23 protein-coding genes are annotated in these 24933 nt (G+C 69.7%); 5 read left to right on the plus strand and 18 right to left on the minus strand.

Annotation, left to right across the window (positions count from 1 at the left end; all coding sequences use genetic code 11):
* Positions 1-68: 68 nt before the first annotated feature.
* Complete coding sequence (locus tag ACFYWY_RS16745; protein WP_389186219.1) at positions 69-380, minus strand: DUF4190 domain-containing protein; 312 nt, start codon at positions 378-380, stop codon at positions 69-71.
* A 14-nt stretch (positions 381-394) separates the two neighbouring features.
* Positions 395-547 carry a hypothetical protein gene (locus ACFYWY_RS16750; RefSeq protein WP_389186222.1) on the minus strand — a complete coding sequence of 51 codons (153 nt, stop codon included), beginning with the start codon at positions 545-547 and terminating at the stop codon, positions 395-397.
* A 122-nt stretch (positions 548-669) separates the two neighbouring features.
* On the opposite strand from ACFYWY_RS16750, the gene ACFYWY_RS16755 reads away from it, so the two are divergent.
* Positions 670-1290: a TetR family transcriptional regulator gene (locus ACFYWY_RS16755; RefSeq protein WP_389186225.1), complete on the plus strand. Its 621-nt coding sequence runs from the start codon at positions 670-672 to the stop codon at positions 1288-1290.
* Positions 1291-1349: 59 nt separating this feature from the next.
* Here ACFYWY_RS16755 and ACFYWY_RS16760 read toward each other — a convergent pair whose 3' ends face one another.
* Genes ACFYWY_RS16760 through ACFYWY_RS16770 form a run of 3 tightly spaced genes read right to left on the minus strand, consistent with a single transcriptional unit; the run spans position 1350 to position 4032 of the window.
* The gene (locus ACFYWY_RS16760; protein WP_389186228.1) at positions 1350-2435 is read right to left on the minus strand and encodes a hypothetical protein; all 1086 of its coding nucleotides are present in this window, start codon (positions 2433-2435) and stop codon (positions 1350-1352) included.
* A complete protein-coding gene (locus ACFYWY_RS16765) occupies positions 2432-3079 on the minus strand; it encodes an NAD(P)H-binding protein (protein WP_389186231.1) in 648 nt (215 codons plus the stop codon). Before ACFYWY_RS16765 ends, ACFYWY_RS16760 begins: the two co-directional genes overlap by 4 nt.
* Positions 3080-3081: 2 nt before the next feature.
* Positions 3082-4032, minus strand: a complete 951-nt coding sequence (locus ACFYWY_RS16770; protein WP_389186234.1) for a zinc-binding dehydrogenase — start codon at positions 4030-4032, stop codon at positions 3082-3084.
* A gap of 224 nt (positions 4033-4256) precedes the next feature.
* Here ACFYWY_RS16770 and ACFYWY_RS16775 point away from each other — a divergent pair, with 224 nt between their 5' ends.
* Complete coding sequence (locus ACFYWY_RS16775; RefSeq protein ID WP_389186236.1) at positions 4257-5186, plus strand: LysR substrate-binding domain-containing protein; 930 nt, start codon at positions 4257-4259, stop codon at positions 5184-5186.
* Between the two features lie 170 nt (positions 5187-5356).
* Here the strand turns inward: ACFYWY_RS16775 and ACFYWY_RS16780 are convergent, their stop codons facing one another.
* The 6 genes from ACFYWY_RS16780 to ACFYWY_RS16805 form a co-directional block, all read right to left on the minus strand.
* Entirely contained in the window at positions 5357-6418 is a 1062-nt protein-coding gene (locus tag ACFYWY_RS16780) for a 3-oxoacyl-ACP synthase III family protein (protein WP_389186240.1), read from the minus strand.
* 22 nt (positions 6419-6440) lie between these two features.
* The gene (locus tag ACFYWY_RS16785; RefSeq protein ID WP_389186243.1) at positions 6441-7172 is read right to left on the minus strand and encodes an HAD family hydrolase; all 732 of its coding nucleotides are present in this window, start codon (positions 7170-7172) and stop codon (positions 6441-6443) included.
* Positions 7169-8254 carry a ScbA/BarX family gamma-butyrolactone biosynthesis protein gene (locus ACFYWY_RS16790; RefSeq protein WP_389186246.1) on the minus strand — a complete coding sequence of 362 codons (1086 nt, stop codon included), beginning with the start codon at positions 8252-8254 and terminating at the stop codon, positions 7169-7171. The genes ACFYWY_RS16785 and ACFYWY_RS16790 overlap by 4 nt, the downstream gene beginning before the upstream one ends.
* A gap of 108 nt (positions 8255-8362) precedes the next feature.
* Positions 8363-9373, minus strand: coding sequence for a ketoacyl-ACP synthase III family protein (locus ACFYWY_RS16795; RefSeq protein WP_389186249.1), 1011 nt, complete (start codon positions 9371-9373; stop codon positions 8363-8365).
* Positions 9370-10929, minus strand: a complete 1560-nt coding sequence (locus ACFYWY_RS16800; protein WP_389186252.1) for an FAD-dependent monooxygenase — start codon at positions 10927-10929, stop codon at positions 9370-9372. Before ACFYWY_RS16800 ends, ACFYWY_RS16795 begins: the two co-directional genes overlap by 4 nt.
* A 126-nt stretch (positions 10930-11055) precedes the next feature.
* Positions 11056-12522, minus strand: a complete 1467-nt coding sequence (locus ACFYWY_RS16805; RefSeq protein WP_389186255.1) for an MFS transporter — start codon at positions 12520-12522, stop codon at positions 11056-11058.
* 150 nt (positions 12523-12672) lie between these two features.
* Between ACFYWY_RS16805 and ACFYWY_RS16810 the strand changes: the two genes are divergently transcribed.
* On the plus strand, positions 12673-13074 hold the full coding sequence (locus ACFYWY_RS16810) for a nuclear transport factor 2 family protein (RefSeq protein ID WP_389186258.1): 402 nt from the start codon (positions 12673-12675) through the stop codon (positions 13072-13074).
* Positions 13075-13124: 50 nt separating this feature from the next.
* The gene (locus tag ACFYWY_RS16815) at positions 13125-15596 is read left to right on the plus strand and encodes an alpha/beta fold hydrolase (protein WP_389186261.1); all 2472 of its coding nucleotides are present in this window, start codon (positions 13125-13127) and stop codon (positions 15594-15596) included.
* A gap of 118 nt (positions 15597-15714) precedes the next feature.
* Here ACFYWY_RS16815 and ACFYWY_RS16820 read toward each other — a convergent pair whose 3' ends face one another.
* Positions 15715-16578 (minus strand): helix-turn-helix domain-containing protein, encoded by an 864-nt coding sequence (locus tag ACFYWY_RS16820; protein ID WP_389186264.1) that lies wholly within the window; start codon positions 16576-16578, stop codon positions 15715-15717.
* A 433-nt stretch (positions 16579-17011) separates the two neighbouring features.
* On the opposite strand from ACFYWY_RS16820, the gene ACFYWY_RS16825 reads away from it, so the two are divergent.
* On the plus strand, positions 17012-17890 hold the full coding sequence (locus tag ACFYWY_RS16825; protein WP_389186267.1) for a helix-turn-helix transcriptional regulator: 879 nt from the start codon (positions 17012-17014) through the stop codon (positions 17888-17890).
* A 24-nt stretch (positions 17891-17914) separates the two neighbouring features.
* Here the strand turns inward: ACFYWY_RS16825 and ACFYWY_RS16830 are convergent, their stop codons facing one another.
* The 6 genes from ACFYWY_RS16830 to ACFYWY_RS16855 form a co-directional block, all read right to left on the minus strand.
* A complete protein-coding gene (locus ACFYWY_RS16830; protein ID WP_389186270.1) occupies positions 17915-18763 on the minus strand; it encodes a thioesterase family protein in 849 nt (282 codons plus the stop codon).
* Between the two features lie 41 nt (positions 18764-18804).
* The gene (locus ACFYWY_RS16835) at positions 18805-19464 is read right to left on the minus strand and encodes a trimeric intracellular cation channel family protein (protein ID WP_389186272.1); all 660 of its coding nucleotides are present in this window, start codon (positions 19462-19464) and stop codon (positions 18805-18807) included.
* Between the two features lie 18 nt (positions 19465-19482).
* A complete protein-coding gene (locus tag ACFYWY_RS16840; RefSeq protein ID WP_389186275.1) occupies positions 19483-20838 on the minus strand; it encodes an ABC transporter ATP-binding protein in 1356 nt (451 codons plus the stop codon).
* A complete protein-coding gene (locus ACFYWY_RS16845) occupies positions 20835-21959 on the minus strand; it encodes an ABC transporter ATP-binding protein (protein ID WP_389186278.1) in 1125 nt (374 codons plus the stop codon). Before ACFYWY_RS16845 ends, ACFYWY_RS16840 begins: the two co-directional genes overlap by 4 nt.
* Positions 21956-22954 (minus strand): ABC transporter permease, encoded by a 999-nt coding sequence (locus ACFYWY_RS16850; protein ID WP_389186281.1) that lies wholly within the window; start codon positions 22952-22954, stop codon positions 21956-21958. The genes ACFYWY_RS16845 and ACFYWY_RS16850 overlap by 4 nt, the downstream gene beginning before the upstream one ends.
* 130 nt (positions 22955-23084) lie before the next feature.
* Positions 23085-24860 carry an ABC transporter substrate-binding protein gene (locus ACFYWY_RS16855; protein WP_389186284.1) on the minus strand — a complete coding sequence of 592 codons (1776 nt, stop codon included), beginning with the start codon at positions 24858-24860 and terminating at the stop codon, positions 23085-23087.
* Positions 24861-24933 lie beyond the last annotated feature (73 nt).

Raw genomic sequence — 24933 nt, forward strand, 5'->3', positions numbered from 1 at the left:
GCGGCGGGGGCGCGGACGCGGCGCAGGGGGGTACGGCCGTGCGGGGGCCGCTCCCCTTGCTGCGGGCGTCAGCTGCCGAAGCCCCAGACGACGGTTCCGTTCGCGGTGACGAGCACGGCGAGGACGACCAGGTCGGCGACGCCGAGGGCGAGTCCGAGGAGGGCGCGGCCGCGACGAGCGGTGCCGCGCCAGAGGGCGACGCTGGCGAGCCCGACGGCGATCGGGCCGAGCAGGATGTTCATCACGAGCAGGCCGACGAGGCCGAGCACGAAGGCGGCGACGGCCATGCCGTCGGCGTCCCGCGGGGCCTCGGCCCGGGTGTCCGGGCTCCCGGCGCCGCTCTCGGTGGGTGCGTTTCGAGCGATGGCAGTGAGTTGCATGGAGGTTCTCCGGGTCAGTGTCGGCGGGCGCGGCGCTCGCGCACGGCGAAGACGAGCAGCCATACGCCGATGACGGTGCAGGCCACGAGGGATACGGAGAAGGGGAGTTGGACCACGGCGCCCAGCATGATCCCCAACAGAAGGAGCGCTGCGACGAGGCCGATCATCGTCTTCCTCTCAGATTTCGGAATCTGCGGTCAATTTTCGGTGAACACTTGTGAGTACAGCTGTTCACTGACTAATGAGTCTACTCTTCCCTTCTTGGGAGAACGGTTGTTTACTGAATGGCATGAGTCACAGTCACACCGCAGGGATCCGTCAGGCCCAGAAGCAGAAGACCCGTCAGGCCCTCCTGGACGCCGCGCTGCAGCTGCTCGAGGAGCAGAGTCTGAGCAGCCTCGGCCTGCGTGAAGTGACCCGGGCGGTGGGTGTGGCGCCGACCGCGTTCTACCGGCACTTCCGGGACACGGCGGACCTCGGCGTGGCGCTCGTCGAGGAGACACTCGGCAGCCTGCACGCCACGATCGGCGAGGCGCTCGCCGAGAGCGGTGACGACGTGCGCATCGACCGGACGGTCGCGCTGATCGCCGAGTTGGTGCGTACCTCCCCCGCGCATGTCCGCTTCATCGCCCGCGAACGGCACGGCGGTGTACAGCCAGTACGGGAGGCCATAGGCGCACAACTGCGGCGGTTCGCCGACGAGGTGGCGGCGGCGTTCGCCGGGGAGCCGGAGGCGGCGGGGTGGAGCGAGGCGGATCTGCAGATGCTCGCGGGTGTGTACGTGGACCACATGGTCATGACGGCCTGCACGTTCCTGGAGGCCGGCCCGGAGGGCGAGGAGCAGGTCGGTTCGGTGGCGCGCCGTCAGTTGCGTCTGATCAGCCTCGGCCGCCGGCACTGGCTGGACTGACGGCGCCTACGCGTACGGCCGGACCACCGTGTGCGGGGCCGCCGATCCCTGCCGGGACGTCAGGGCGTGGCGGGGGCCGGTGCCGAGAGATGGGGGAATGCCCTCGCGGCACGCGGCGGGATCGCGAACGTCGCGCGGCTGCGGACCTCGATGAAGCCGTTGATGCCGTTGCCGCGCCGGACTCCGACCGCGGGATGGTGGGACGGTGCGTCCGCCGCGTTCATCATCGCGCGGGTCGCGTGGAAGTCCTCCATCGTGCGCTGGAGGGAAACGAAGTGTGTGCCGGGTGAGCCGTGGTCGAGGGTGGCGAAGTCTCTGCGGTTGATGCGGGCGCGGCCGTTCAGGCGGGCCCGTCCGGCTGCCTGGGCGTGGCCGACGAGCCCGTGGGACGCGGCCGTGGCCGGCAGGTCGTCCGCGTCGCTCCGTGCGTCGTCCACCAGCTTCTCGGCGGCTTCGGCGCTGATGCCAGGGGAGAACATGTGGGCGCTGCGGGCGTCCGCGTCCTGCTCGTACCAGCTGTCGAGGTCGAGCGTCAGATAGCTCACGTGCATCGTCGTCCCACCGGCGAGCGGCCCTTCTGGGATGGTGATGCTGTCCTCGTCGGCCTGGTTGCCGCGCAGGCCCGAGTGGAAGCCGAGCATCAGCGGAGCGCTCTTGGGCAGGCTCGCGCCGGGCAGCCGCCGGGCCGGCAGGCCACGGCCAACGAATCCGGTCCGTACCTCGCGCAGCCGCAGCCGGGTGCGCTGGTCGAGGGGGCCCGCTGCGAAGAGCCGGCCGCTGACGTCGGCCAGCAACTCCTCGTCGTCGCTCGCGAGATGAAGACAGGCGTCGATCTCTTCGAGGACGGGATTCTCCCAACGGGCCATCGGCAGCGGCCGCCCGACCGGGGAGCGGCGCAGCGGGGTGTGCCGCTCGAACCAGCCGGGCCCCCAGGCCAGAGCGGTGAGCAGCCCGTCCGGGCCGTACGGGAGCTCCTCCTCGAGAGTCCGCAGCGCACCCTCCAGCCGGTCGGCGTCGTCCGGCGTCGGCGTACCCACGACGTCGAGCATCAGCAGCCGGTGGAACAGCGGCGCCAGTGGCCGGCCCTCGGGATCCGTACGGAACGTCGACTCCCAGGCGTGCTGGGCTTCGGGGAGCGATGTCATGAAAGGTCCTCTGGGTCGGGGCCCGGCTGGTCGTCCGTGTCCGGGCGGAGGCGGGCGAAGGCCGCGGCCCAGTCGGCGGCGGGCTCCCCGGGCTCGTTGTAGAGGGCGAAGGTGGTGGAACGGGCCGCAGGGATCTCGACGGCGGCCACGAGCGTGGCGGCGATGTCGGCACGGGCCACCATGCCGTCGGGCCTGGGGTGCTGGGTGAAGGTCAGCGCGTGTGAACCGGGGGGATCATCGGTGAACCAGGTGGGCCGCACGATCGTGTAGGGCAGGCCACCGGCGCGCAGCTCCTCCTCCGCGGCTTCCCGGCCCGGCAGCAGCGCGTCGTCGATCCGGTTGAGGGGGTGGGCCGGACCGTGGCCGACGGCGAAAGAGCTGAGGAGCACCAGATGCGGCGCTGCGCCGGCGGGCGCGGCCGCGGCGATCAGGCTGCGTACGGCCCGGTGCGTATGGAGCCAGGCGTTGCCGCGCCGGGGGATGAGGACGATCGCGTCGGCGCCGTCGAGTGCCCGGCCGACGGCCGAATCGTCCCCGAGATCGGTGAGTTCGACGACGCTGTGGCCCCGCTCCCGGGCCGCGCCGGCCACCAGCAGACCGGTGGACCCGCGATAACCCGATGCCGCGACCACGATCCGGGCCACGCTCACGCACCTCCGTCGACGGTGAGCGCGGCCTTGCCTGCCACGCGGCGCTCCCGGAGGGCAGCCATCGCTTCCGGGAGGCGCTCCCATGAGCCCGTCCAGCCCACGACCGGATCCATCTGCCCGGCGGCCATCAGCCGCAGCAGTACGGAGAGATCCTGCCCGACCGGCTCTCCGGAGCCGAACACCCAGAAGGGGTGGAGCGTCTGACGGACATGCGGGACGAAGGAGGAGATCGTCAGAGCGGCCGGCAGCCGCGACGACGTGCCCAGCAGCACGATGTGCCCCAGCGGGGCGAGCAGTTTGAGCACGGTCGTCAGCACCTCGCCGCCGACGGACTCGAAGATGAAGTCGAACTCCCCTTCCAGGCTCTCGAGTTCATCGATGACCGTGCGGGCCCCGAGCGCCGCCACGTCCAGCGACCTGTGACTGCCGGTCAGCGCCGTCACCTCGGCGCCCGCGGCCGCCGCGAGCTGGACCGCGAACGATCCCACGCCGCCGCTCGCGCCGGTGATCAGCACCCGCTGCCCCAGCAGCGCCCCGCCGCGGCGCAGCGCGCGCAGAGCCGTCAGCCCGGCCACGCCCAGGGTCGCCGCCTGCGGCACCTTCACCGTGTCCGGCAGGGGCGCGATCCGGTCCGTGGGGACCGCCACGTACTCGGCCCAACCGCCGAAGTCGACCATCGCCGCGACGCGGATCCCGGCCGCCGGACCACTGCCGTCGGCCGCGGCGCGTACCACGGTTCCCGCCAGGTCCTGGCCCGGACGCCACCCCTCCGCACGCCGGGCGAACAGGCCCAGCTCCCCGCGGTTGACGGAGAAGGCCCCGACCCGCACCAGTGCCTCACCGGGCTCGGGGCTGGGCGCCGGTACCTGCCTCAGGTCCGGGCCTTCGGGCGTGCCGACGTAGGCGCGCATGGTCTCGGGATCAGCGGGGACAACAGCTGGATTCATGACGTTCACGCTAGGAGCGCGGGAGTGCCGGAGGGAAAGACCGGTGTGCTCTCGACTCATAGGCGACGCTTCTGAATCCCGATGCCGGTCCGGTCCCGATGCCGGTCCGGTCCCGATACCGGTCCCGGTCCCGATGCCGGTCCAATGCCGGGCCTCATGCCGATTGCCCATTGCCCATTGCCGAGCCCGATTCCGGTGTTCTCCGCATGCCTATCCTGGTGGCGATGACACCTGAAGCGAGATTGCTCCGCTATTTCCTGGCCGTCGCCGAGGAGTCCAATTTCACGCGGGCAGCCGAGCGGCTGCACATCGCTCAGCCCGCCCTGAGCGCGCAGATCCGTCAGTTGGAGGCCCAGCTCGGCGTGCGGCTGCTGGAGCGCACGACGCGCAGTGTGCGGCTGACCGACGCCGGACGGGCGGTCCAGGAGCGTGGAGCCGCCGCCCTCGCGGCGCTCGACGAGGTCTGGGACGCCGCGCGGCGAGCGGGCCGCGGTGAGCTGGGCCGGCTGCGGCTCGCCTACAGCACGAGCACCGGCTACGGCACGGTCCCGCAGCTCGTGGAGGCCATGCGCGCCCGCCACCCCGACGTACACGTGAGCGCCGAGCCGGTGCGTACGCCCGACATCGCGCGCGCGGTGCTCGACGGACGGGCGGACGCGGGCGTCGCGCGTACGCCAGAGCCGGTCGCGGGGGTGCGGCTGCGCCCGGTGCGCCGGGAGCGGCAGGGCGTTCTCGTCGCGGCCGGGCATCCACTGACGGCCGACGCGCCCGAGGGTGTGGAGCTCGCCGCCGTCGCGAAGTTCCCGGTGGTGGTGCATGCGCGGGAGGCGAATCCCGCGCACTACGACCAGGTGGTCGAGATGTTCCGCCGGGCCGGTGCGACGCCTCGGCTGATCGAGCGGTCGGTCGCGTTCGACCCCACGCAGCGGGTGCTGCGCGACGGGCAGATGGTGGGTCTGGTGGGTGAGGGGATGGCGGACGGCCTGGCCGACTGGCTGCGCTGGGCGCCGGTGGCCGGGCCTGTGGACGATCTGGTGACTCAGATCGTCTTTCCGGAGGGCGAGTTGCCTCCCGTGACCGCGCGCTTCGAGGAAGTGGCGGCAGCCGTCGCCGAAGCGGCGGGCTGGCTCAACTCGGCGAGCGGGGCGGCCTGATCCTGATCAGCGGCGCCCATCCAGTGGAGCGTGGCCCCCAGGAGTGCGGCGATGACGGCCGACCTCTCCTCCTCGTCCGGCAAGTGGGGTGCTCTCTCGTACACAGTGACTTCTCCCTTCTGGCGGCGCCGCCCGGTCCCGCACCCGGGGGCGCCGGACCGGGCGGCCCCTCACACGGAGCCCCTGGGGGCGGGGACGAGTCCGGCCAGGGACTGCTCCGTCCCGTGCCGTGCGTGCCGGGTGGGGGCCCAGTCGACCAGGGACGCCCCCACGGACATGCCGCCGCCGAAGGCAGCCAGCAGGACGCGGTCGCCGACGGCCAGCCGGCCCTGCCGGTGCGCCTCGTCGAGGGTGACGGCGACGGAGGCGGCGCCGGTGTTGCCGTACCGCTCCAGCGTCAGATGCAGCGCGGCCGATCCGAGCCCCAGGTCGGGCCAGACCTCCGCGAGCATGACCCCGTTGGCCTGATGCGGGACGAAGTGGTCGACGGCGTCGCCGGTGACCCCTGCGGTGGTGAGCAAATCCCGTACGGCCGTGGGCAGTTGCTCCTGTACGAAGCCACGCACCCCTCGCCCCTCCATCCGGAAGTAGTGGCCGCCCTCGGCGAGGGTCGCCGGGGAGGCGGGGAGCCGGCTGCCGCCCGCCGTCACGCCGATGAGGTGGTGCTGGTCGCCCCGGGTGAGCAGGCTGGTCCTGATGACCCCCTGCCCCTGGTCGACCGGCCCGATGACCGCGGCGCCCGCGCCGTCGCCGAAGAGGGCGGCGGTTCTGCGGTCGGAGTAGTCGAGGATGCGGGAGTAGATGTCGGCTCCCACGACCAGACCGTATGTCGCCCGGTCGTCTGCCTGGAGCAGCCGTTCGGTGACGGTGAGTGCGTAAATGAAGCCGCTGCACACCGAGTTGATGTCGAAGCCCGCCGCGTTCCGCGCGCCGAGCAGGTTCTGGACGATTCCGGCCGTCGCGGGCTGCGGCTGGTCCGGAGTCGAGGTGGCGACCACGATGTACGACAGGTCCGCCGGCCGCAGCCCGGCCTGGTCCAGCGCCCGCCGGGCCGCCTCGGCCGCCAGATCCGAGGTGGCTTCCCCCGGGGCGGCTCGCCGTCGCTCACGGATTCCGGTCTTGCGGACGATCCATTCGTCGCTCACCCCGGCGCCCCGGGCGATCTCCTCGTTCCCCACGACTGTGGCGGGGAGGTAGGACCCGGTGCTCACAATCCCGATCGGGCCGTACATGTCGCCTCCTGGTGTCGGGCGGTCATCGGACCGCGATGCCTTCTGCCGGGGCCATGGCCGGGGCGAGGGTGTGGCCGGGGACGATCCGCTGCCAGCCCGCACGGACCGCGTGGTCCGCGAGGACGGGGTCGTCCCCCACGACGACCGGCCGGCCCACCGAGGCGAGCAGGTCGAGATCGCTCGCATGGTCCCCGTACGCGCTGCACTGCGCGAGGTCGAACCCCCGGACGGCCGCGGTGGCTCGCGCGGCGCGCCCCTTGGCCGAACCGATCATGGGGGTCAGCACCTCGCCGGTGAGCCTGCCCCGGCGGATCACCGGCCGGGTGCCGATGGCCCAATGGGCGCCGAGATGTTCGACGACCGGCTCCAGGCAGGCGAAGAAGGAACCGGACAGCAGGACCACGAACTCACCCTGCTGCAGGTGGCGTTGGAGTCGAGCCCCCGTTTCCGGGATGAACAGACTCCCCTTCTCCCGCTCGGCGGTGAACCACTCACGGCCGGCCCGGGCCAGCTGCTGTGCGCTGTGACCCGCGTAGAAACGGTAGTAGTGACGGTTGATGTCCTTGCGGGGGACTCCCAGCCCGGCCGAGTGGCGCAGTTCGGCGGCCAGCCGCCCGTACGTGGCCTCGGGCTCGCCCCGCTTGCGCAGATAGAACTCCAGGAAGCTGAACATGCTCTTGACCTTGATCAGCGTCTCGTCCACGTCGAAGAACGCGGCCGAGGTCTCCCGTACAGGCGGATTCAGGTACGTCATGACCGGAACCCGACGCGGCTCAGGGTGAGGGAGAAGACGCACAGCGTCTCGCCGTCCTGGGCGGCCACGACCCGCACCGGCAGCCGGCCGGCGGACGCGGACGCGGCGGGGTCCAGCTCCAGCGTGCCGCCCTGCGTGTAGTACACGTGCTCGTCGTCGGCCGGGGCTTGGCGCTCCTCGCCCACCTGGGAGGTGATCACGGTCGTCTTCTCCAGCTCACCGAACTGACTGAAGACCACGGACAGGGCGGTGGGGAGGGTCTTGGAGGGGGACATACCGCGGGCCTCCAGCGCGGTCAGCAGCGCGATCTGCCGGGCGGCCTCCGCGATCACCATGCCGGGGAGGTGGTCCTGCGGGTGGTCGAACATGCTCGGGTGGTCACCCGGTATCCGCAGCACCGCCGTCGCGGTGTCGTCCTCGGCCACGGCGTCGGCGAGCACCACGTTACGAGGGTTGGTCCGGCCGACGAGGTACGGGTCGACGGCCCTGGCCGGGTTGGTGTCCTCGTGCGTACCCGACGACGGCAGCGGCATCCCGCCGCGGTTCTTCAGCCGCAACTCCACATAGTCCTCGGGTGACTTGAACCGCAGGCCGACGGAGGCGGTGCCGATCTCGATCCGCCCGACGAACAGGCCGATCTCGTAGTCCAGTCCGGTGGTACGGCCCTCTCGCCGACGGTGGGCGACGACCGTCACCCGCATCGACAGCGCACAGGGGGCCGTCCCCACGGCTATGCGTTCCAGGCGCGTCAGCTGGATGCGCAGATGGGTGAGGATGAACTTGTGGCCGGCCGGGACCCCGTAGAACTCATGGGCGCCGGCCAGGCAGGACTGCCTGCAGGCTTCCAGGAGCAGCACCGGGTCGTAGGCGCTGGGGCGCAGCAGATGGTCACCGTAATAGGCGTGGGAGCGCGGGAGTTGGGCTGCCGCCGCGTAGCACGTGTCACTGAGCGGCCGCAGGTCGGTGAGGAAGACCTCGCCCAGCGAGTCCCGGTGCACCAGTGCGCGGTCGACGGTCCGGGTGTAGGTCAGCTCGGCGTCTTCTGGGGTGTGGTCGTCCAGCGAGAGAGTCGTAGTCGTCATGATCAGAGCCTGCCTTTGCGAGGTGGGTCGGCCCTGTGCGGTGGACCGCCTGCGGTGATATGGGAGTTCGGTCGTGTTCGATAGGTTCGATAGGTCATGTCCGGATGCTCAGTCGTGTTCGAGGAGAGTCCCTGTCCAGGTGAATCCGGCCCCGGCGCCGAGCAGCAGGACCCGGTCGCCGGCGGCGAACTCCTCGTCGGCGAGGTGGTCGAGACCGGCGATCTGGTCGCCGCTGCCGAGGTGTCCGACGGTCCGCCCGAAGTGCCACAGCGACTTCGCCTCGCCGCCCGGGAACTCCGGAAAGTAGTTCTCCTCGAGCAGGCGGAGCCCCAGGTTGGGGTAGACGACCCGGCGCAGCCGGGGGTCGTCGCCGTCCGGCAGCAGGGCGCGGCGGATCTCGTTGACGGCCGCCCGGGTGGAGTGCTGCAGCCGGTCCGCGCCGTTCTCGGTCAAGAACCGCCGCTTGGCGCTGCGCACGTCGTGCTCCGCGTCGAGGAGTTCGGGGTTCTCTGGGGCCGGCGCGTCGGCGCGGTGGAGTCCTTCGAGGCCGGGATCGGAGACCGTACGAGTGCGCAGCACCCGCCATCCCGGTCCGGACGCCCCGGACGTCAGGACCGCTGCCGCGGCCGCGTCGCCGTAGACGATGCCGAAGTCGGCGGTGAAGCGGTCGAAGCCCGAGGAGGCGAACTGGTCGGCCGCGACGACGAGCGCGCTCCCGCCGCTGCCTCCCGCCAGAAACCGGCTCGCCACGTCGAGTGCCAGCATCTGGGCGTTGCACCCCTGGTTGACGGTGAGGGGCAGCGCCTGGGGAGCGCCGAGTTGGGACTGCAGCCAGGAGGCGGGTGACCAGAGCCGCTTGTGGCCGTGCCGGTGGATGGCGGTCACGAGCAGCAGCTGGAGGTCTTCGGGTTTGGTACCCGCCGCGGACAGTGCGCGCTGGGCCGCGATGAGAGCCATGTCCGCCGGGTAGAGGGTGTCCTCGGCGCAGACGGTGCGGTATCCGGTGGAGAGGATGCGTTCGGCCTCCCCCTCGTACCGCTCGGCGGCGTCGGCGACGTCCACCCGGGTCTCGGGGAGGTAGCTGCCGGTGCCGGTGATCGTGAGAACGGGCGTGGTCATACGGCGACTCCCTTGATGACGTCATGGTGGTGCGCGTGCTCTGTGCGCTCCGCGTGTTCTCCGGCTGACGGACGGCCGCCGGGTGACTCGGGGAGCACGGCCGCGACATGACCGTCGGGGCGTACGAGTACGGCGGCGGGGACCGGCAGCAGCGCGGCCTGGCGGGGCGTCTGTCCGGCGCTGAGCGTGTCTGCCGGGATGCCGGTTGCCCAGGCGGCGGCCGAGGGGTCGCCGCCGGGCGGCAGGAGCAGAGTGAAGCGGCGGGGATCCGGGGTGTGGCCGGGGACCCGGGCGCCCGGCCGCAGCCGGTAGGCGTCGCGGTGCGGCCGCTCCTGGGGACCGCCGCCGTCGGAGTCGGCGGCCGGGTAGGTGACGTACAACTGGCTCCAGGCCTCGGCGAGTCCTGAGAGCGCGTCCTGAACGGCCTGGTGAGCGGCGGGGGTCACCGCGTCGCGCATGGCGTCGAGGAGCCCGAGCACTCCGGTGGTGCGGGCGACATCCGCGGCGAAGGCCCGCCGCTCGCGTGCGTAGTCGTCGAGCGGACCGGGGCCGCCCCGACCGGGGTCCGCTCCGTCGAGGGGGTGGCCGAGCCGCCAGGCCAGCGCGGCTGCGTCGCCGAAGCCGGTGTTCATGGCCTGGCCGCCGGCCGGAGAGTTGAGGTGGGCGGCGTCCCCGGCGAGTACTGCCCCGCCCGTACGGAAGCGGTCGGCGAGCCGCTCGTGCACCTGGTAGTGGGCGACGCGGCGCGCCTCGGCCAGCCGTAGCCTGCTGCCGAATCCGAGACGGTCCACCGTCGACTGGAACTCAGTCACTTCGACGGTCGTATCGCGGTCGAGCTGTGCGGCGGAGACGGGGCCCGCTATGCGGACCAGGCCGTCGGGGAGCGGGAGGAGGGAGACCGCCCCCGCCGGGCCGATGTACATGGCGGACTCGCCGCGGTCGACCTGGACGGCGGGCGTGCCCTCGGCAAGGAGGTAGCTCATGGGGTAGGTGACGCCGGGAAATTCGATGCCGAGCCGCTCGCGCACGGTCGACCCGGCGCCGTCGGCGCCCACCAGATGGCGCGCGGTGACGAAGTGGGGGCCCGCCTCACCGGTCAGCTCGGCCCGGACGCTGCCGGCCTCCTGCGTGTGCCGCTCGTAGCGCAGAGAGCGGATCAGCGTGCCGCCCATGTCCCGGTACGCGGCGGCCAGTACCGCCTCGACCTCGGGCTGGGGCACATTGAGGTAGTACGGGTAGGCGGTGTCCAGTCCGGCGAAGTCGATGGTGTGTGTGACGCCGCGGTACGTATGGAACGAGATCCGCTGCTGAGGGACGCCCCGCGCCTCCAGCTCCGCTCGCAGGCCCAGCGCTTCGAACTGTTCGAGGCCGGCCGCGTGCACCATCACCGCGCGGGTGCGGCGGTCGATCCGGCTCTCCCGGTCGACGACGAGACAGTCGACGCCCCGCCGCCGCAGTTCGCAGCCGAGCATGAGGCCGGTCGGCCCGGCGCCGATGATCAGGACGTCGGTTCCGGTGTGCGTGACCGACCCGTGGTTCGTCTCTCGATCCATCATTCCCCCTGGGTGACAGCGGTGTTCATGGCGGAGCTGGTGTCCATAGCGGGCACATGGGTGGGACGTCGACAGCAGGACTCCGGCGGGCTGAAGGGCCGGTCGGCCGGCCCTTCAGCTCGTTGCCGGTCAGCTCATGGCTGTCCTGCGCTTCTTGAGGAAGAAGCCGACGAGGAGAGCGACGGCGACGATCAGCAGACCGTTGGCAAGGATCGCCACATTGATCCCGCTGAGCGTCGCGTCCCTGATCGGCGCCCCGGCCTGAGAGCGGATCCGAGCTGTGGCGATGGCACTCATGATCGGAATTCCGATGGTGATGCTCACCTGCTGGGTGAGTGTGGTGATACCGGTGGCCAGGCCCTGCTGCTCGTTCGGCAGCCCGGACGTCGCCGTGACCATGAAGCCCACGATGGCGGCCACATGGCCATAGCTGCTGAGGAAGGCGAGGACCAGCACCGGGATCAGCCAGCCGCGCTCGGCGCCGGCGAAGAACAGCACACCGACAGTGACGCCCTGGACGATCAGACCGGCCACCAAAAGCGCCTGGGGGCTGCCGAGTACGCCGATCCAGCGGGGCGCGGTGACACCACCGAGGAAGGCGCCGACACCCAGCACACCGAAGGTGAGACCGGTCGTCATCGCCGAGTAGCCCAGCACCTCCTGGAGGTACAGCGTGAGCAGGAAGATCATGGCGGTGAAGCCGATGAACGTCACAAAGCCGCCGATGTTCCCCCACGTCACGCTGCGCAGCTTCAACACGCGTAGCGGCGCGAGCGGTTCCGCGGCGCGCAGCTCGATGAACCCGAAGGCCGCGAGCAGCACCACACCGATCCCGAAGGCCAGCAGTGTGGTGGAGTCGGACCAGCCGTACTGGCCGGCCGCCGAGATGCCGTAGACGAGGGCGATCAGACCCGCGCTCACCGTGATCGCGCCGGGGATGTCCAGCTTGCTGCCGCGGTTGCCGCGGCTGCCCGCGAGGAGCATGGGGGTGACGATGATCAGCAGCAGGCCGATCGGCACGTTGATGAAGAAGCCCCAGCGCCAGCTCAGCGTGTCGGTGAGCAGGCCGCCGACGATCGCGCCGCAGGTGAAGCCCGCGGAGAGCATGGCTCCGTTGAGCCCCAACGCACGCTCCCGCAGTGGCCCTTCGGGGAACGAGGTGGTGAGCAGAGCCAGGCCCGCGGGGGTCACCATCGCCGTGGCCAGGCCCTGGGCGACGCGGGCGGCCAGCAGCGGCCCCGAGGAGTCGACGAGACCACCGAGCAGTGAGGCGACCGTGAGCAGCGCCAGGCCCGCCAGGAACACCCGGCGTGCCCCGATCATGTCCGCGATACGGCCGAAGAGGAGGCTGAAGCCGGCCGCGCCGAGGGCGAAGGACGTGGCGATCCACTGCAGGTTTTCCTGGGCGACGTCGAGTTCCCGGCCGATGACCGGAACCGCGACGTTCATGATCGAGAAGTCCACCGCGAGCGTGAATTGAGCGCCGAGCAGTAGCACAAGGGTCAGCGTCTGGCGCCGCGTCATGCGGTTCGGCGGCGCGTCCGGCTCGGTGGCCGGAGCCGGCCTTGTCCCGTCCGCACTATTGACAGTTGACATGGGAGGCCTTTCGATTCCTGTCGGCTGATTCGGCAACGAGCATCCGAGTCGCGACGGAGGCCTAGCCAGTACCCGCGTCCTCATATGGCCCTGGTTCCTACCACTGGCAGGGTCTGTCTCATCCGGCCGAAAAGTGAATACCTTCGGCGCATGCCAAACTCCACACGAAGCGTCGTCGAGGAATACTTCCGGCTGCTTGGCGGCGGTGATCTCGAACGTGCGACAGAACTGCTTTCCGAGCCGATCGACTGGTTCACTCCCGGCGACACCGATCTCATTCCCTGGATGGGCAGCAGGTCGAGTCACGCGGAGGTACGTGAATTCTTCCGGCAGGCTGGCGAGAACATGGAGCCGGAGAAATTCCAGGTGCACCGGATCGTGGTGGAAGGCGAGCTCGCCATCGTGCTCGGCCACTTCCAGTACAAGGTGAATGCGACCGGAAAGAGCTTCGCGTCGGACTTCGCCCTCGAACTCCGCGTGACCGACGGGCTGATCGACCGCTACCGCATGCACGAGGACAGCTACGCCATTTCCCTGGCCTTCCTCACCTGAAGCCGAGTAGTACACCCAGCCCCAGTAGCCGACCGCGTAGGAGGCTCTCCATGAACACCGAGAATGACTGCGATGTGCTCATCGTCGGAGCCGGGCCGACCGGTCTGACCGCGGCCTGCGAACTCCTGCGGCGCGGCATCAGGGTGCGTCTTGTCGATGCCGCTCCGCAGGCGAGTGTGCATTCCAAGGCGATGCTCGTATGGCCGCGCACCCTGGATGTCCTGCAGGACCTGGGTCTTGCGAAATCGGTGGACGAAGTCGCCGTGAAACTACGGCAGATGACGTACTACTCGGAGCGGCGCCCGGTCACCCGGATGCGGATGCCCGACGACCTGGCCCCGTACTGCCTTCCGCAGCGGCACACCGAGGAGATCCTCATCTCCGGCCTCAAGGGCCTGGGTGGCGCGATCGAGCGCGAGGTGCGGCTGCTCGGGCTCCAGGGCATCGACTTCAGCGGCCGGATCACACCGGGCCACCGGGTGACCGCCGCCCTGGAACATGCCGACGGCTCCGTCGAGCGCTTCACCGTGCCCTGGGTGATCGGCGCGGACGGAGCGACGAGCGTCGTACGCAACCAGCTCGGCATCCCGTACGAGGGCGCGACGTACGAGAACCGCTTCCTCATCACCGACGCCCGGATCGCGAACAATCCGCTGGACCCGGACGAGATCCACTACTACCAGTCGCGGATCGGCGTACTGGCGATCGTCCCCCAGCCCTACGGCCTGTACCGCTTCTTCACCAACGCCCCGGCGGACCTGGAGAACGGCACGCTCGCGGACATGCAGAGCCTGGTGGACGTGCGCGGCCCCGGTGGCCTGCGGCTCATCGAGCCGGACTGGGTCACCACCTTCCGGGTGCACCGGCGCCGTGCCGCCTCCTTCCAGCTGAGCCGGGTGTTCATCGCGGGAGACGCGGCGCACGCGCACAGCCCGATGGGCGGCCAGGGCCTCAACACCGGGATCCAGGACGCCCAGAACCTGGCCTGGAAACTGGCCTCCGTCATCCGTGGTGACGCGCGGACCGGCCTGCTGGAGAGCTACACCCCCGAGCGGGCGGCAGTGGCCGACGCCGTCGTCCGGGACACCGATCTGCAGACCCGCGCGGCCATGTGGAACAAGAGCACGCAGGTGGCGCTGCGCGACACCGCCATGCGCGCACTGGACCGCACCCGGACGCTCGAGCGGTTCTACGTCCCCATCGCGGCCGGACGCCGCTGGGTGTACCCCACGGCGGCCTCCGCGGACAGCCCCCGCCGGCAGGTACCCGCGGACTGGTGCGACATGAGGTCCTCACTGCGCCGGCACGCCAAGCAGGGCGCCGCGCTCCCGAGGGACCTCGCCCTCGGCCTGGGCGCCGCGGGTCCCGAAGCCGACCCCAACCGGTTCGCCGTCGTGGTCGTCCCTGCCGCCAAGGGCGGTGACGGCCGGCTCGCCGAGGCGGTACGCCACCTCGCCCGGCCGTGGCAACGCCAGGTCCGGGTGATCGACGCGGGGGCCGGCCGTCCGGGCGGCGGGCGGCGCGGCACCGAACTGCTGCGCCGCGCGCACCGGGAACTGCACTGCCGGCGCGCGGGATTCCACCTGGTGCGCCCCGACGGGCACATCGTCATGCACGGCCACCACGACGAACTCGACGCTCTGTACGGCGAGTTGAACCGGATCTTCACGGATCCCGATCCGTCCCCCGACCTGGCTCCCGACATTCGGGAAGCCACCGCCCTTCCGACCGACTCCACGGAGGAAACCATGTCCGGCAACGGCCGCTACGTCCCCAACAGCCATGTCATCGGCAATGGCCCGCACCGGGTCATCGTGCTGCACTCACTCTTCGGCGGACTCGAATCGTTCCGCGCCTGGTGGCCCTATCTGGACGGGACCCGGTTCAGTTACGCGTTCATGGACGCCCGGGGCTTCGGCAAGGCCCTCGATGTGACGGGCACCTACAGCACGGACGAGATCGCGTCGGACACGCTCGCGCTGGCGGACAGCCTCGGCTGGCAGGAGTTCTCGCTCATCGGCCACTCACTGGGCGGAATGCCGATCCAGCAGGTGCTCCTCAAGGCCCCCCAGCGGGTACGCAAGCTGATCGGCCTGAGCCCGGTGCCGGCCACCGGAATGCCCATACCCGACTCGGACTTCCCGCTCTTCGCCGACGCCGCCCACCAGGTGGAGAACCGGCGGATCATCATCGATCTGACCACCGGAAACCGGCTCTCCGCAACCTGGGTGGACGCCTGGGCACAGCAGTCGATGAAGGAGGTCGGCCCGGTGGCCTTCCGCGGCTACCTCGACTCGTTCCGCTCCACGGACTTCTCGGCCCGCATCGCCGGGGCCGAGGTGCCCGCGCTGGCGGTCGTCGGCGAGAACGATCCGGCGGTCAACGCCGACGCCATGAACGAGACCTGGATGAAGCACTACCCGAACGCCGAGCTGCTGGTCATGGGCAACTCGGGCCACTACCCGATGGTGGAGACCCCCATCGCGCTGGCCACTGCGCTGGAGAAGTTCCTCGCCGCGTAGTGCCGAGAACTCACGGCGGATACCTGAAGGCCCTCCTGTCGGCGGCCGGGTATCCGCCGTGTCGGCGTTTGATGAAGGACAGCGAAAATCCGGCGTCCGCCCAGGCCCCGGGGTGCGCTCAGGTCTCCCGCTTCTCCAGAAGCCTGCGAAGTGTGGCTTCGGAAGGCGATCCAGGCTCGGCCTGGTACAGCACGATGGCTTGATCAGGAGCCTCGGGGAGCCTGAACGTCTCATAAATGAGCGTAAGCGCGCCCACATCGGGGTGGTTGAGCCGGCGAGTGCCGTGCGACTTGTCCCAGACCCGGTGCTCCGACCACATCGCGGAGAACTCCCGGCTCCTCGACGAGAGTTCGGCGATGAGATCGGTCAGTTCGGGATCGCCGGCGTAACGGCCGTGCATCAGTCGCAGATAGCCGACCAGGTCCTGGGCCTCGTACTCCCAGTCGGTGTAGAGCTGCCGCGCGCCGGAGGCGCAGAAGAGTAACCGGGCCAGGTTGGGCGGCTCGAAGTCGCCGTCCCGGCCGGTTAGATCGATGTATCCGGTGAAGAGGATGCGGGCCAGGTGGTTCCAGGCGAGCACCTTGGTCTGTCTGCCGAGGAGCACGGCGGGACCGCTCTCGAAGGAGCCGATCATCCGCTCCAGGCCCGGGCGTACCTGCTCGGTCGTCCGCGGCGCCTTGGTGGCATGGGTCGGCCGGACGAGGTCGTGCAAGTGGGCGCGTTCGTCCGGCCTCAGTCTCAGTGCGGTGGCGAGCGCGTCCAGCACCTCTGGTGAAGCGTTCCGGTTCTGCCCCTGCTCCAGCCGTGTGTAGTAGTTGACGCTCACTCCCGCGAGCAGGGCGACTTCCTCACGCCTCAGTCCGGCCACCCGGCGGCGCTTGCCGTCACCGGCGAGACCGAGGTCTTCCGGGCGCAGCCGGCTGCGCACCGACTGGAGGAATCTCCCCAACTCGGTTCTTCGATCCCCCGTGGATTTCTGCAAGGTTGATCTCCTTCCGCATGGCGGTACAGGGGCGGTGTGGTCAAGCCCCGCGGGCGGGCAGGCATCGGAAAAAAGCCAGAGTGATGTAGGTCACTTCCGCATGTGATGCATGCGCTTCCCTGTCCGGTGTGGAGTTAAATCTTCGTTTCACGAATGGTGATTACGTTCGGTGTCGATGAAAATGCCCTGCTCACGGTCGCCCGGTCAGCTGCACGCAGTCGGATGCTAATCGGCCAGTCGGTGCTCAAAGTCTCGCACTGTTCGGTTTATTGAGAGAGCGAAATAGGCCAAGATCCGGGAAGTTTCTGCATATTGTTGAACCATCAGCCAAAATTGGTGATAGCGCGGGGTGGGTGCCCATTCGGGAGGTGGGGCTGACAGGGGCAGGCTGGGGCCCTCCCCCAACCTCCCCGCCTGTTGGAGACTTGTTCACATGGACAGACCTGCCGACCTGGGGGAGTTTCTGCGCACCCGGCGTGCCCGCATGCCCCCGGAAGAGACCAGTCCCACCGCTGGTTCGAGCGACCTCGGTCCGGGCCTGCGGCGAGAAGAGGTGGCAAGACGCGCCGGGCTTGGCCTGACCCACTACATCTGCCTCGAAGAAGGCAGGCACCGTGAAGCCCCGCTCGCCGTACTCGACGCTATCGCCCGGGTGTTACGGCTCGACGACGGCGAGCGCGCCCACTTGTACCGTCTCGCGCAGAGTGCGGAACCGGTACCCGACGAATGCGCCGGGCCAGGTGTCCGGCAGCTGATGGGGGGTCTGAAGGGCATGCCCGCCGTCGCCCTGAACCACCGCCACGACGTTCTCTTCTGGAACCCGCTGGGGCATGCGCTGCTCGCCTGCCACCTCGACAGGGACAGCCCTCTCAGCGCACGCCACCGCCCGAACCTGTCGAGGATGCTGTTCCTCGATCGGCGCACCCGCGAGCTGTATCCGCAGTGGGCGGTCGAGGCCCGCGGGGTGGCCGCGGGCCTCCGCCTCGCCTCGGACGAACATCCCCGGGACGACAGACTGGCCGCCCTGATCGGTGAACTCACCGAATCCGACCCCGGGTTCGCCGCGCTGTGGTCTCAGCCGCCCGTGCGCGCCAGGGCCTTCGGCACCCGGCTCTTCCGGCACCCCGTGGTGGGCTGCATGGAACTGGCCTACGAGAACGTGGAGCCCCCGGACGATCCGGGGCAGCAGGTGCTCGTCTTCAGCGCGGAACCGGACACCCCGTCGGAGAAGGCCCTCAGCCGCCTCGCCGCCCTGCCGGTATGGCCACAGGACCCCCTTGGGCGGCAGGCCTCGTTGCCGCCCGCCCCATGAGAGCGGACGACATACCCTCGCGCGTCAGCGGCGCGGGGCCATCGCCAGCTGGCGCGACTGGGCCACCAGCCGGTCCGCGCTGTCCCAGACCTCCGCGTCCTCCTCCAGGAAGCCGCCGGCCAGGTTGCGGGTCGTGATCGAGACCCGCAGCGGGCCCGGCGCGGGGCGGCACCGGATGTGCGTGGTGAGTTCGACCGTGGGGGTCCAGCCCTTCAGACCCAGCTCGAAGGATGTCGGCGGCAGCGCGTCGACCGTGAGCAGCAGCGAGAAGGGATCCGCGTCGCGGCCGTCCGCGAGGGAGAACCAGCCGCGCATCTCGCCATTGCCGGAGGGCGCGCCCACGGCCCAGCCGACGGTCGCCGGGTCCAGCTTGATGTTCAGACGGTCAGTGATCGCCGAGCTGCCGGGAATCTTCGGCGCGGGGCCGTCGGACGGACCGAGGCAGTGCTGGAGCGGCGGCATGGCGGGCGGCTTCGCCGTCGTCCGTACGTCGTCGGACAGCGCGTCCAGGTCTCCGTACGTAGCGAGGACGCGGATCCGCTCGATCTCGGCGCCGTCCTCCCCGTACTGGAACAGCGACGCCTGGCCGGTGGAGAGCGTGCGCCCGGTGCGTACGACGTCGGTGCGGACCACCGCGGGACCCGGCTGCGACGCGCTCAGGTAGTGCGCGGAGACCGTGAAAGGGTCGGGGTGCGGGAGCGCCTCGCCCAGCGCGCGGCCGAGCAGGGCCAGCAGATAGCCGCCGTTGACGGCGTTGATGATCGTCCAGCCCGCCGAGAGCTCCGCGTCGTAGACGCCGGGAGCGCGCGGGGTGACAGCGGTGTCGCGGTCGAACTCACTGTCCCCGATGGATGCCTGTACAGCCTGTGCCATGGCAGCACCGTACAACAGACAATTACTGAGCGGTAGCTTTTTCAGCTCTCCTCGGCGGCCGCGGAGCGCCGGTTCCAGGCGCGCGGTGCCCGCCAGTGGAAACGCATCGCGAGCAGGCGCAGGACGAACGCGGTCACCACGGCGAGACCGCTGGTGGCCGCGTTCAGCACGTCGAGGCGGATGCACAGCACGATCATGGTCGCGCCGACCATGGCGGGGACGGCGTACAGATCGCGGTCCCAGCGCAGCAGGGAGGGGACCTCGTTGGCCAGTACGTCGCGCAGAACACCGCCGCCGACGGCGGTGGCGAGCCCGAGCGCGGCGGAGGCGGTCAGGCCGAGCCCGTACTCGTACGCCTTGGTGGTGCCGGTGACGCAGAACAGCCCGAGGCCGGCGGCGTCGAAGACGTTGACGCCGACCTGGATGCGCTCGACGTGCGGGTGCAGGAAGAAGACGAGGACGGTCGCCACGAGCGGCGTGAGGAAGTACCCGAGATCGGTGAAGGCGGCCGGCGGTACGGCCCCGATGATCAGGTCACGGAGAAGCCCTCCGCCCAGCGCGGTGACCTCTGCGAGCACCGCGATGCCGAAGACGTCGAAGTTCTTGCGTACGGCGAGCAGTGCGCCGGAGATCGCGAAGACGAAGATCCCGACGATGTCGAGCGCGTGCTGGACGGAAGGCGTGAACAGTTCTTGGAGCACCGGACGATTGTGCCGGTTCTACTCCTTGGAGATGTCCCCCGAGCCCTCGGAACGGTCGGAGTCAGCGCTGTCAGCGTTGCCGGTGCCTTCGGCGGGCCGGTCCTGGCTGTCGCCAGAGTCGGCCTTGGCCACGTCGGCGTCGGCCTTCGCCAGGCCCGCCCCGGCAGCCGCCCCGGCCGCGTCAGCCTTCGCCAGGCTCGCCTCGCGCGCCTCGGCCTTCGCGAGGGCCGCCTCGGCCTTCTCCGCCGTCGCCGACTCCTCCGACTTCGGCGTCGCCGTCACGATCTCGATCGCCTCCCGCGCCGACGCCAGCGCCGCATCCTCCGGCGCCTGGTCCTCCGCGTTCTCCGGGTGGTGGCAGGCCACCTGCTGGCCCGGTCGCAGCGCGATCAGCGGCGGCTCCTGCTTCTTGCAGATCTCCGTCGCCTTCCAGCACCGCGTGTGGAACCGGCAACCCGTCGGCGGATCGATCGGAGAGGGCACGTCGCCCTTCAGCAGGATGCGCTCGCTCTTGCCGCCGCGACGCCGCGGGTCCGGCACCGGCACCGCCGACATCAGCGCCTTCGTGTACGGGTGCATCGGCGCCTCGTACAGCGACTTGCGGTCCGCCAGCTCCACGATCTTGCCCAGGTACATCACCGCGATCCGGTCCGACACATGCCGGATCACCGACAGGTCGTGCGCGATGATCACGTACGTCAGGCCCAGCTCGTCCTGGAGGTCGTCCAGCAGGTTGACCACCTGCGCCTGGATGGAGACGTCCAGCGCGGAGACCGGCTCGTCCGCAACGACCAGCTTCGGCTTGAGGGCGAGCGCACGCGCGATGCCGATGCGCTGGCGCTGGCCGCCGGAGAACTCGTGCGGATAACGGTTGTAGTGCTCGGGGTTGAGGCCCACCAGCTCGAGCAGCCGCTGGACCTCCTTCTTGATCCCGCCCTCGGGTCGCACACCCTGCAGTTTGAACGGCGCGGAGACGATCGTGCCGATCGTGTGCCGCGGGTTCAGCGAGGAGTACGGGTCCTGGAAGATCATCTGGACGTCGCGCCGCAGCGGGCGCATCTTGCCGACGCCCAGGTGCGTGATGTCGTGACCCTCGAACTCGATCTTCCCACCGGTCGGTTCGAGCAGCCGCGTGATCAGCCGGCCCATCGTCGACTTGCCGCAGCCGGACTCGCCCACCACGCCCAGGGTCTCGCCCGGGCGGACGTCGAAGGTCAGCCCGTCGACCGCCTGCACGGCCCCGGCCTGCCGCTGCAGCAGCCCCTTCCTGATGGGGAAGTGCTTGACCAGGCCGTCGACCTTGAGCAGCGCCTCGGACGAGGAGGCGGCCGCGGCAGTCTGCTGCTCGGGGATCTTCACATCGTTCTCACTCACAGCTTGGGCGCAATCTCTTCGGTCCAGATCCGCGTCCGCTCGTCCTGCGACATGTGGCAGGCGGAGAAGTGCCGGCTGCCGACCTCGTGGAGTTCGGGGCGGACGGTGCGCGTCAGGTTGTCCTTCGGCACATCGGCGTACGGGCACCGCGGGTTGAAGGCACAGCCGTCGGGGATGTTGATGAGACTGGGCGGCGAGCCCTTGACCGGGATGAGGCGCTCGGTCTGGTCCCGGTCGATGCGCGGCATGGAGCCCAGCAGGCCCCAGGTGTACGGGTGCTGCGGCTCGTAGAAGACCTTCTCGGCGGGGCCGCGTTCGATGCACCGGCCGCCGTACATCACCAGGATGTCGTCGGCCAGCTCGGCGACGACGCCCAGGTCGTGGGTGATGATGATGACCGCGGAGCCGAACTCCTTCTGCAGATCACGGATGAGGTCGAGGATCTGCGCCTGGACGGTCACGTCCAGCGCGGTCGTCGGCTCGTCGGCGATCAGCAGCTCGGGGTTGTTGACGAGCGCCATGGCGATCATCGCGCGCTGGCGCATGCCGCCGGAGAACTCGTGCGGATAACCGTCCACGCGCTTGTCGGGCTGCGGGATGCCCACCCGGTCGAGCAGCTCGATCGCGCGCTTGCGCGCGGTCTTCTTGTCGACGTCGTGGTGCACCCGGTACGCCTCGGTGATCTGGCGGCCGATCGTGTAGTACGGATGCAGCGCGGAGAGCGGATCCTGGAAGATCATCGCCATCTCGCGCCCGCGCAGCTTGCGCACCGTGTCCGGGTCGGCGCCGAGCAGCTCCTGGCCGTCCAGCCAGACCTCGCCGGAGATCTGTGCCTTGCGGCGGCCGTACTGACCCGCGGTGTGCAGGCCCATGATGCCGAGCGAGGTGACGGACTTGCCGGAGCCGGACTCGCCGACGATGCCGAGCGTCTTGCCCTTCTCCAGCTGGAAGCTGAGGCCGTCGACGGACTTGACCAGACCGTCGTCGGTCGGGAAGTGGACCTTGAGGTCGCGTACTTCCAGGAAGGCGGTGGGGGCGGGCGAGCCGACCGCGGCGGGCTCCCCCAGTGCGGTGCCGGTCACCGCGAGGTCCTCGGTACCGGTCTTGTCGAGATTGGTCATCCGATCCTCACTCGCGGGTCGATGACTGCGTACAGAAGGTCCACGAAGAGGTTGGCCACGCAGATGAACAGGGCCGCGATGAGGGTGACACCGAGGATGAGCGGCAGGTCCTTGGTCTCGATCGAATCGATCGCGAGGTGACCGAGGCCGGGCAGGTTGTACGTGGACTCCGTGAGCACCGCACCGCCCAGCAGCGCGCCAAGGTCCAGGCCGAGCAGGGTCAGCACCGGCGTCCAGGTCGAGCGCATCGCGTGCCGCCCGATGACGACCCTCTCCGTGAGGCCCTTGGCCCGGGCCGTACGGATGTAGTCCTCACCCATGATCTCCAGCATGGTGGCCCGGGTGAGCCGGGCGTACATCGCCGCGTAGAGGAAGGCGAGGGTGATCCACGGCAGGATCAGCGTCTGGAACCACTGGGCCGGGTCCTCGCTGAACGGCGCGAACTCCCCGCTGACCCAGTCCAGCTGGTAGCTGAAGATGGCCAGCGACAACAGGCCGGTGAAGTAGATGGGAAGCGAGACGCCGGCCAGTGCGACGGTCATCGCCGCCCGGTCCCACAGGGTGCCCCGGCGCAGCGCGGAGACGACGCCGGTGGCGACACCGCCGACGACCCAGAGCAGGCAGGCGCCCGCAGCGAGCGACAGGGTGACCGGGATCGCCTCGGTGAGCTGCGGCCACACCTCCTGCTCGGTGCGGAAGGAGTAGCCGAAGCAGGGTGCCGGACAGTGCGTGACATCCGTGCCGCTGATGTAGTCACGACCGACGAACAGACCCTGGACGAAGTGCCAGAACTGCACCAGGACCGGATCGGCGAGCCCCAGCTTCTGACGGATTCCCTCAATGGAGGCCGGGTCGGTCTGCTTGCCGGCGAACAAGTAGGCGGGGTCCATTCCGGCCCACTTCGGCAGCACAAAGAAGATGACGAAGGTCGTCAGGGTAACGACCATCAGCATCATGGCGACGGCGAACAAGCGCCGGATGACGTAAGCAAGCACTGTGCGCGGCCCGGCGGCGGCCCGGAGATCCCGGATTACGGGTTCCCCGGACCGCCGCCCGAGGCCATCACCTGCCCTTCGGGACTGGCGGGTTGGGCGATGGTGGGTTGTGACTCGTCACGAGGGACGGTTACTTGACGACGCCCAGGGAGACGTAGTCGTAACGGCCGTTGTACGCCGCGGTGGAGTAGGCGTTGGTCAGCCGCGAGCTGCGCCAGGTGAAGTTCTTCTCGTAGATGAACGGCATCTGCACGGCGAGGTCCGCGACAGCGTGGTTCATCTGCTTGTAGATCTCACCGGCCTTCTCCGGGTCGGTCTCCTTGAGAGCGTCGTCGAAGAACTTGTTGATCTTCGGGTCGTTCGTCTCTGAGACGTTGTAGTTGCCGTTGGCCACGATGAAGCGACCGTCGACCAGCGGCTGCGAGAAGCCCTGGCCGGTCGGGAAGTCCGGACCCCAGCCGGTCATGACCAGACCGAGACCGCGCTTCTTCACCACCGCGGGAGCACCGGTGATGCTGGAGGACTCGGCGCCGTCGATCGACTCCACCTGGGCCTTGATGCCGACGGCCTGCAGCGACTGCTGCAGCGCCTCGGCGACCTGGACCTCACCCGGGTTGTTGCTGCGGGCGCTGATGTTGGTGGTGAAGCCCTCGGGCTTGCCACACGCCTTCAGGGCCGCCTTCGCCTTGGCGACGTCCGGCTTGCCGTCGCGCGCCAGGATGCCGTACGGGTCGTAGTCGTCCGAGCCCTTGATGGACTTGGGCAGCATGTTCGTGGCGATCTCGCCACCGGCGTCCGGGCCGCCGCGGACCGTCTGCATCGACTTGTAGTCGGCCGCGTAGATCACGGCCTTGCGGCACTCGATGTTGTCGAACGGCGGGACCTTGGTGGCGATGTCGACGTACCGGATGAAGCTGGTCTCGATGTTGTCGACGTTGTCCTTGTGCTGCTTGAGCGCCGAGGTGCGGCCCGACTGGGACATGCCCGTGGCGTTCAGGTCGAGGTCGTAGTCGCCCTTGATCAGCAGCTGGTCGATCGCCTCGATGTTGGAGTTGATCGTGACCGTGATCTTGTCCGGCAGCGCGGCGCGGATCGGGTCGGAGGCCTTCTGCCACTTGTCGTTGCGGACGAGGACAGCGCTCTTCTTGGGCGCGTACGACTCGAACTTGTACGGGCCGGAGGAGAACGGCTTCAGCTGGTACTTGGCCTGCGTGTCCTTCTCCTTCTTCACCGGGGAGCCGGCCGGCATCGCGAGCATCTGCTCGAAGTCACCGTTGGGCGTCGCCAGGTTGAAGACGATGGTCTTGTCGTTCGGCGTCTGGATCGCCTTCAGACCGAGCTTGTCCGCAGTGGTGTCCTTGTAGGGACCCTTGTACTCGCCCTTGGGGTCGAGGACCTGGCGCAGGTAGGCGGGGCCGCCGGTGATGACGTCCGTGGCCCAGATGCGCTCTATGCCGTACTTGATGTCCTTGGAGGTGATCGGCGTGCCGTCCTCCCAGGTGATCCCGTCCCGCAGCTCGTACGTGTACGTCTTGCCGCCGTTGGAGACCACACCGTTCGCCTTGGCGAGGTCGGGGACGAGCTCGGCGCCGCCGGCACCCGGCTTCGGCGCGTAGGAGACCAGCTGGCGCGCGTAGAACCGGGAGAAGTCCCAGGCCATGCCGTAGTACTGGCGCTGCGGGTCGGTGGAGTCGAAGTCCTGCTTGCCGATGAACTTGAGCGTGCCGCCCTTCTTGGCGGAGGCGTTGGCGACGCCCTTCGTACCGGCGTTGTACCCGGCGGCCTTGCCGGCGCCGTCATCGTCCTTGGAACCGCCGCCACCGCACGCCGCGGTGGACATGAGGGCTGCCACGACAACCGCCGCACCGGCGATCTGCCTGCTCCTCGACGAACGTAGGGGTTTCATTGTTTCTGCAACCTCCGGAGTAGCGCGGTCCTTGGCTTGATGCCGGGGAACCATCGGGGAGCCGCCTGACATG

This window comes from Streptomyces sp. NPDC002870 (genome assembly GCF_042888505.1).
Classification (GTDB): Bacteria; Actinomycetota; Actinomycetes; order Streptomycetales; family Streptomycetaceae; genus Streptomyces.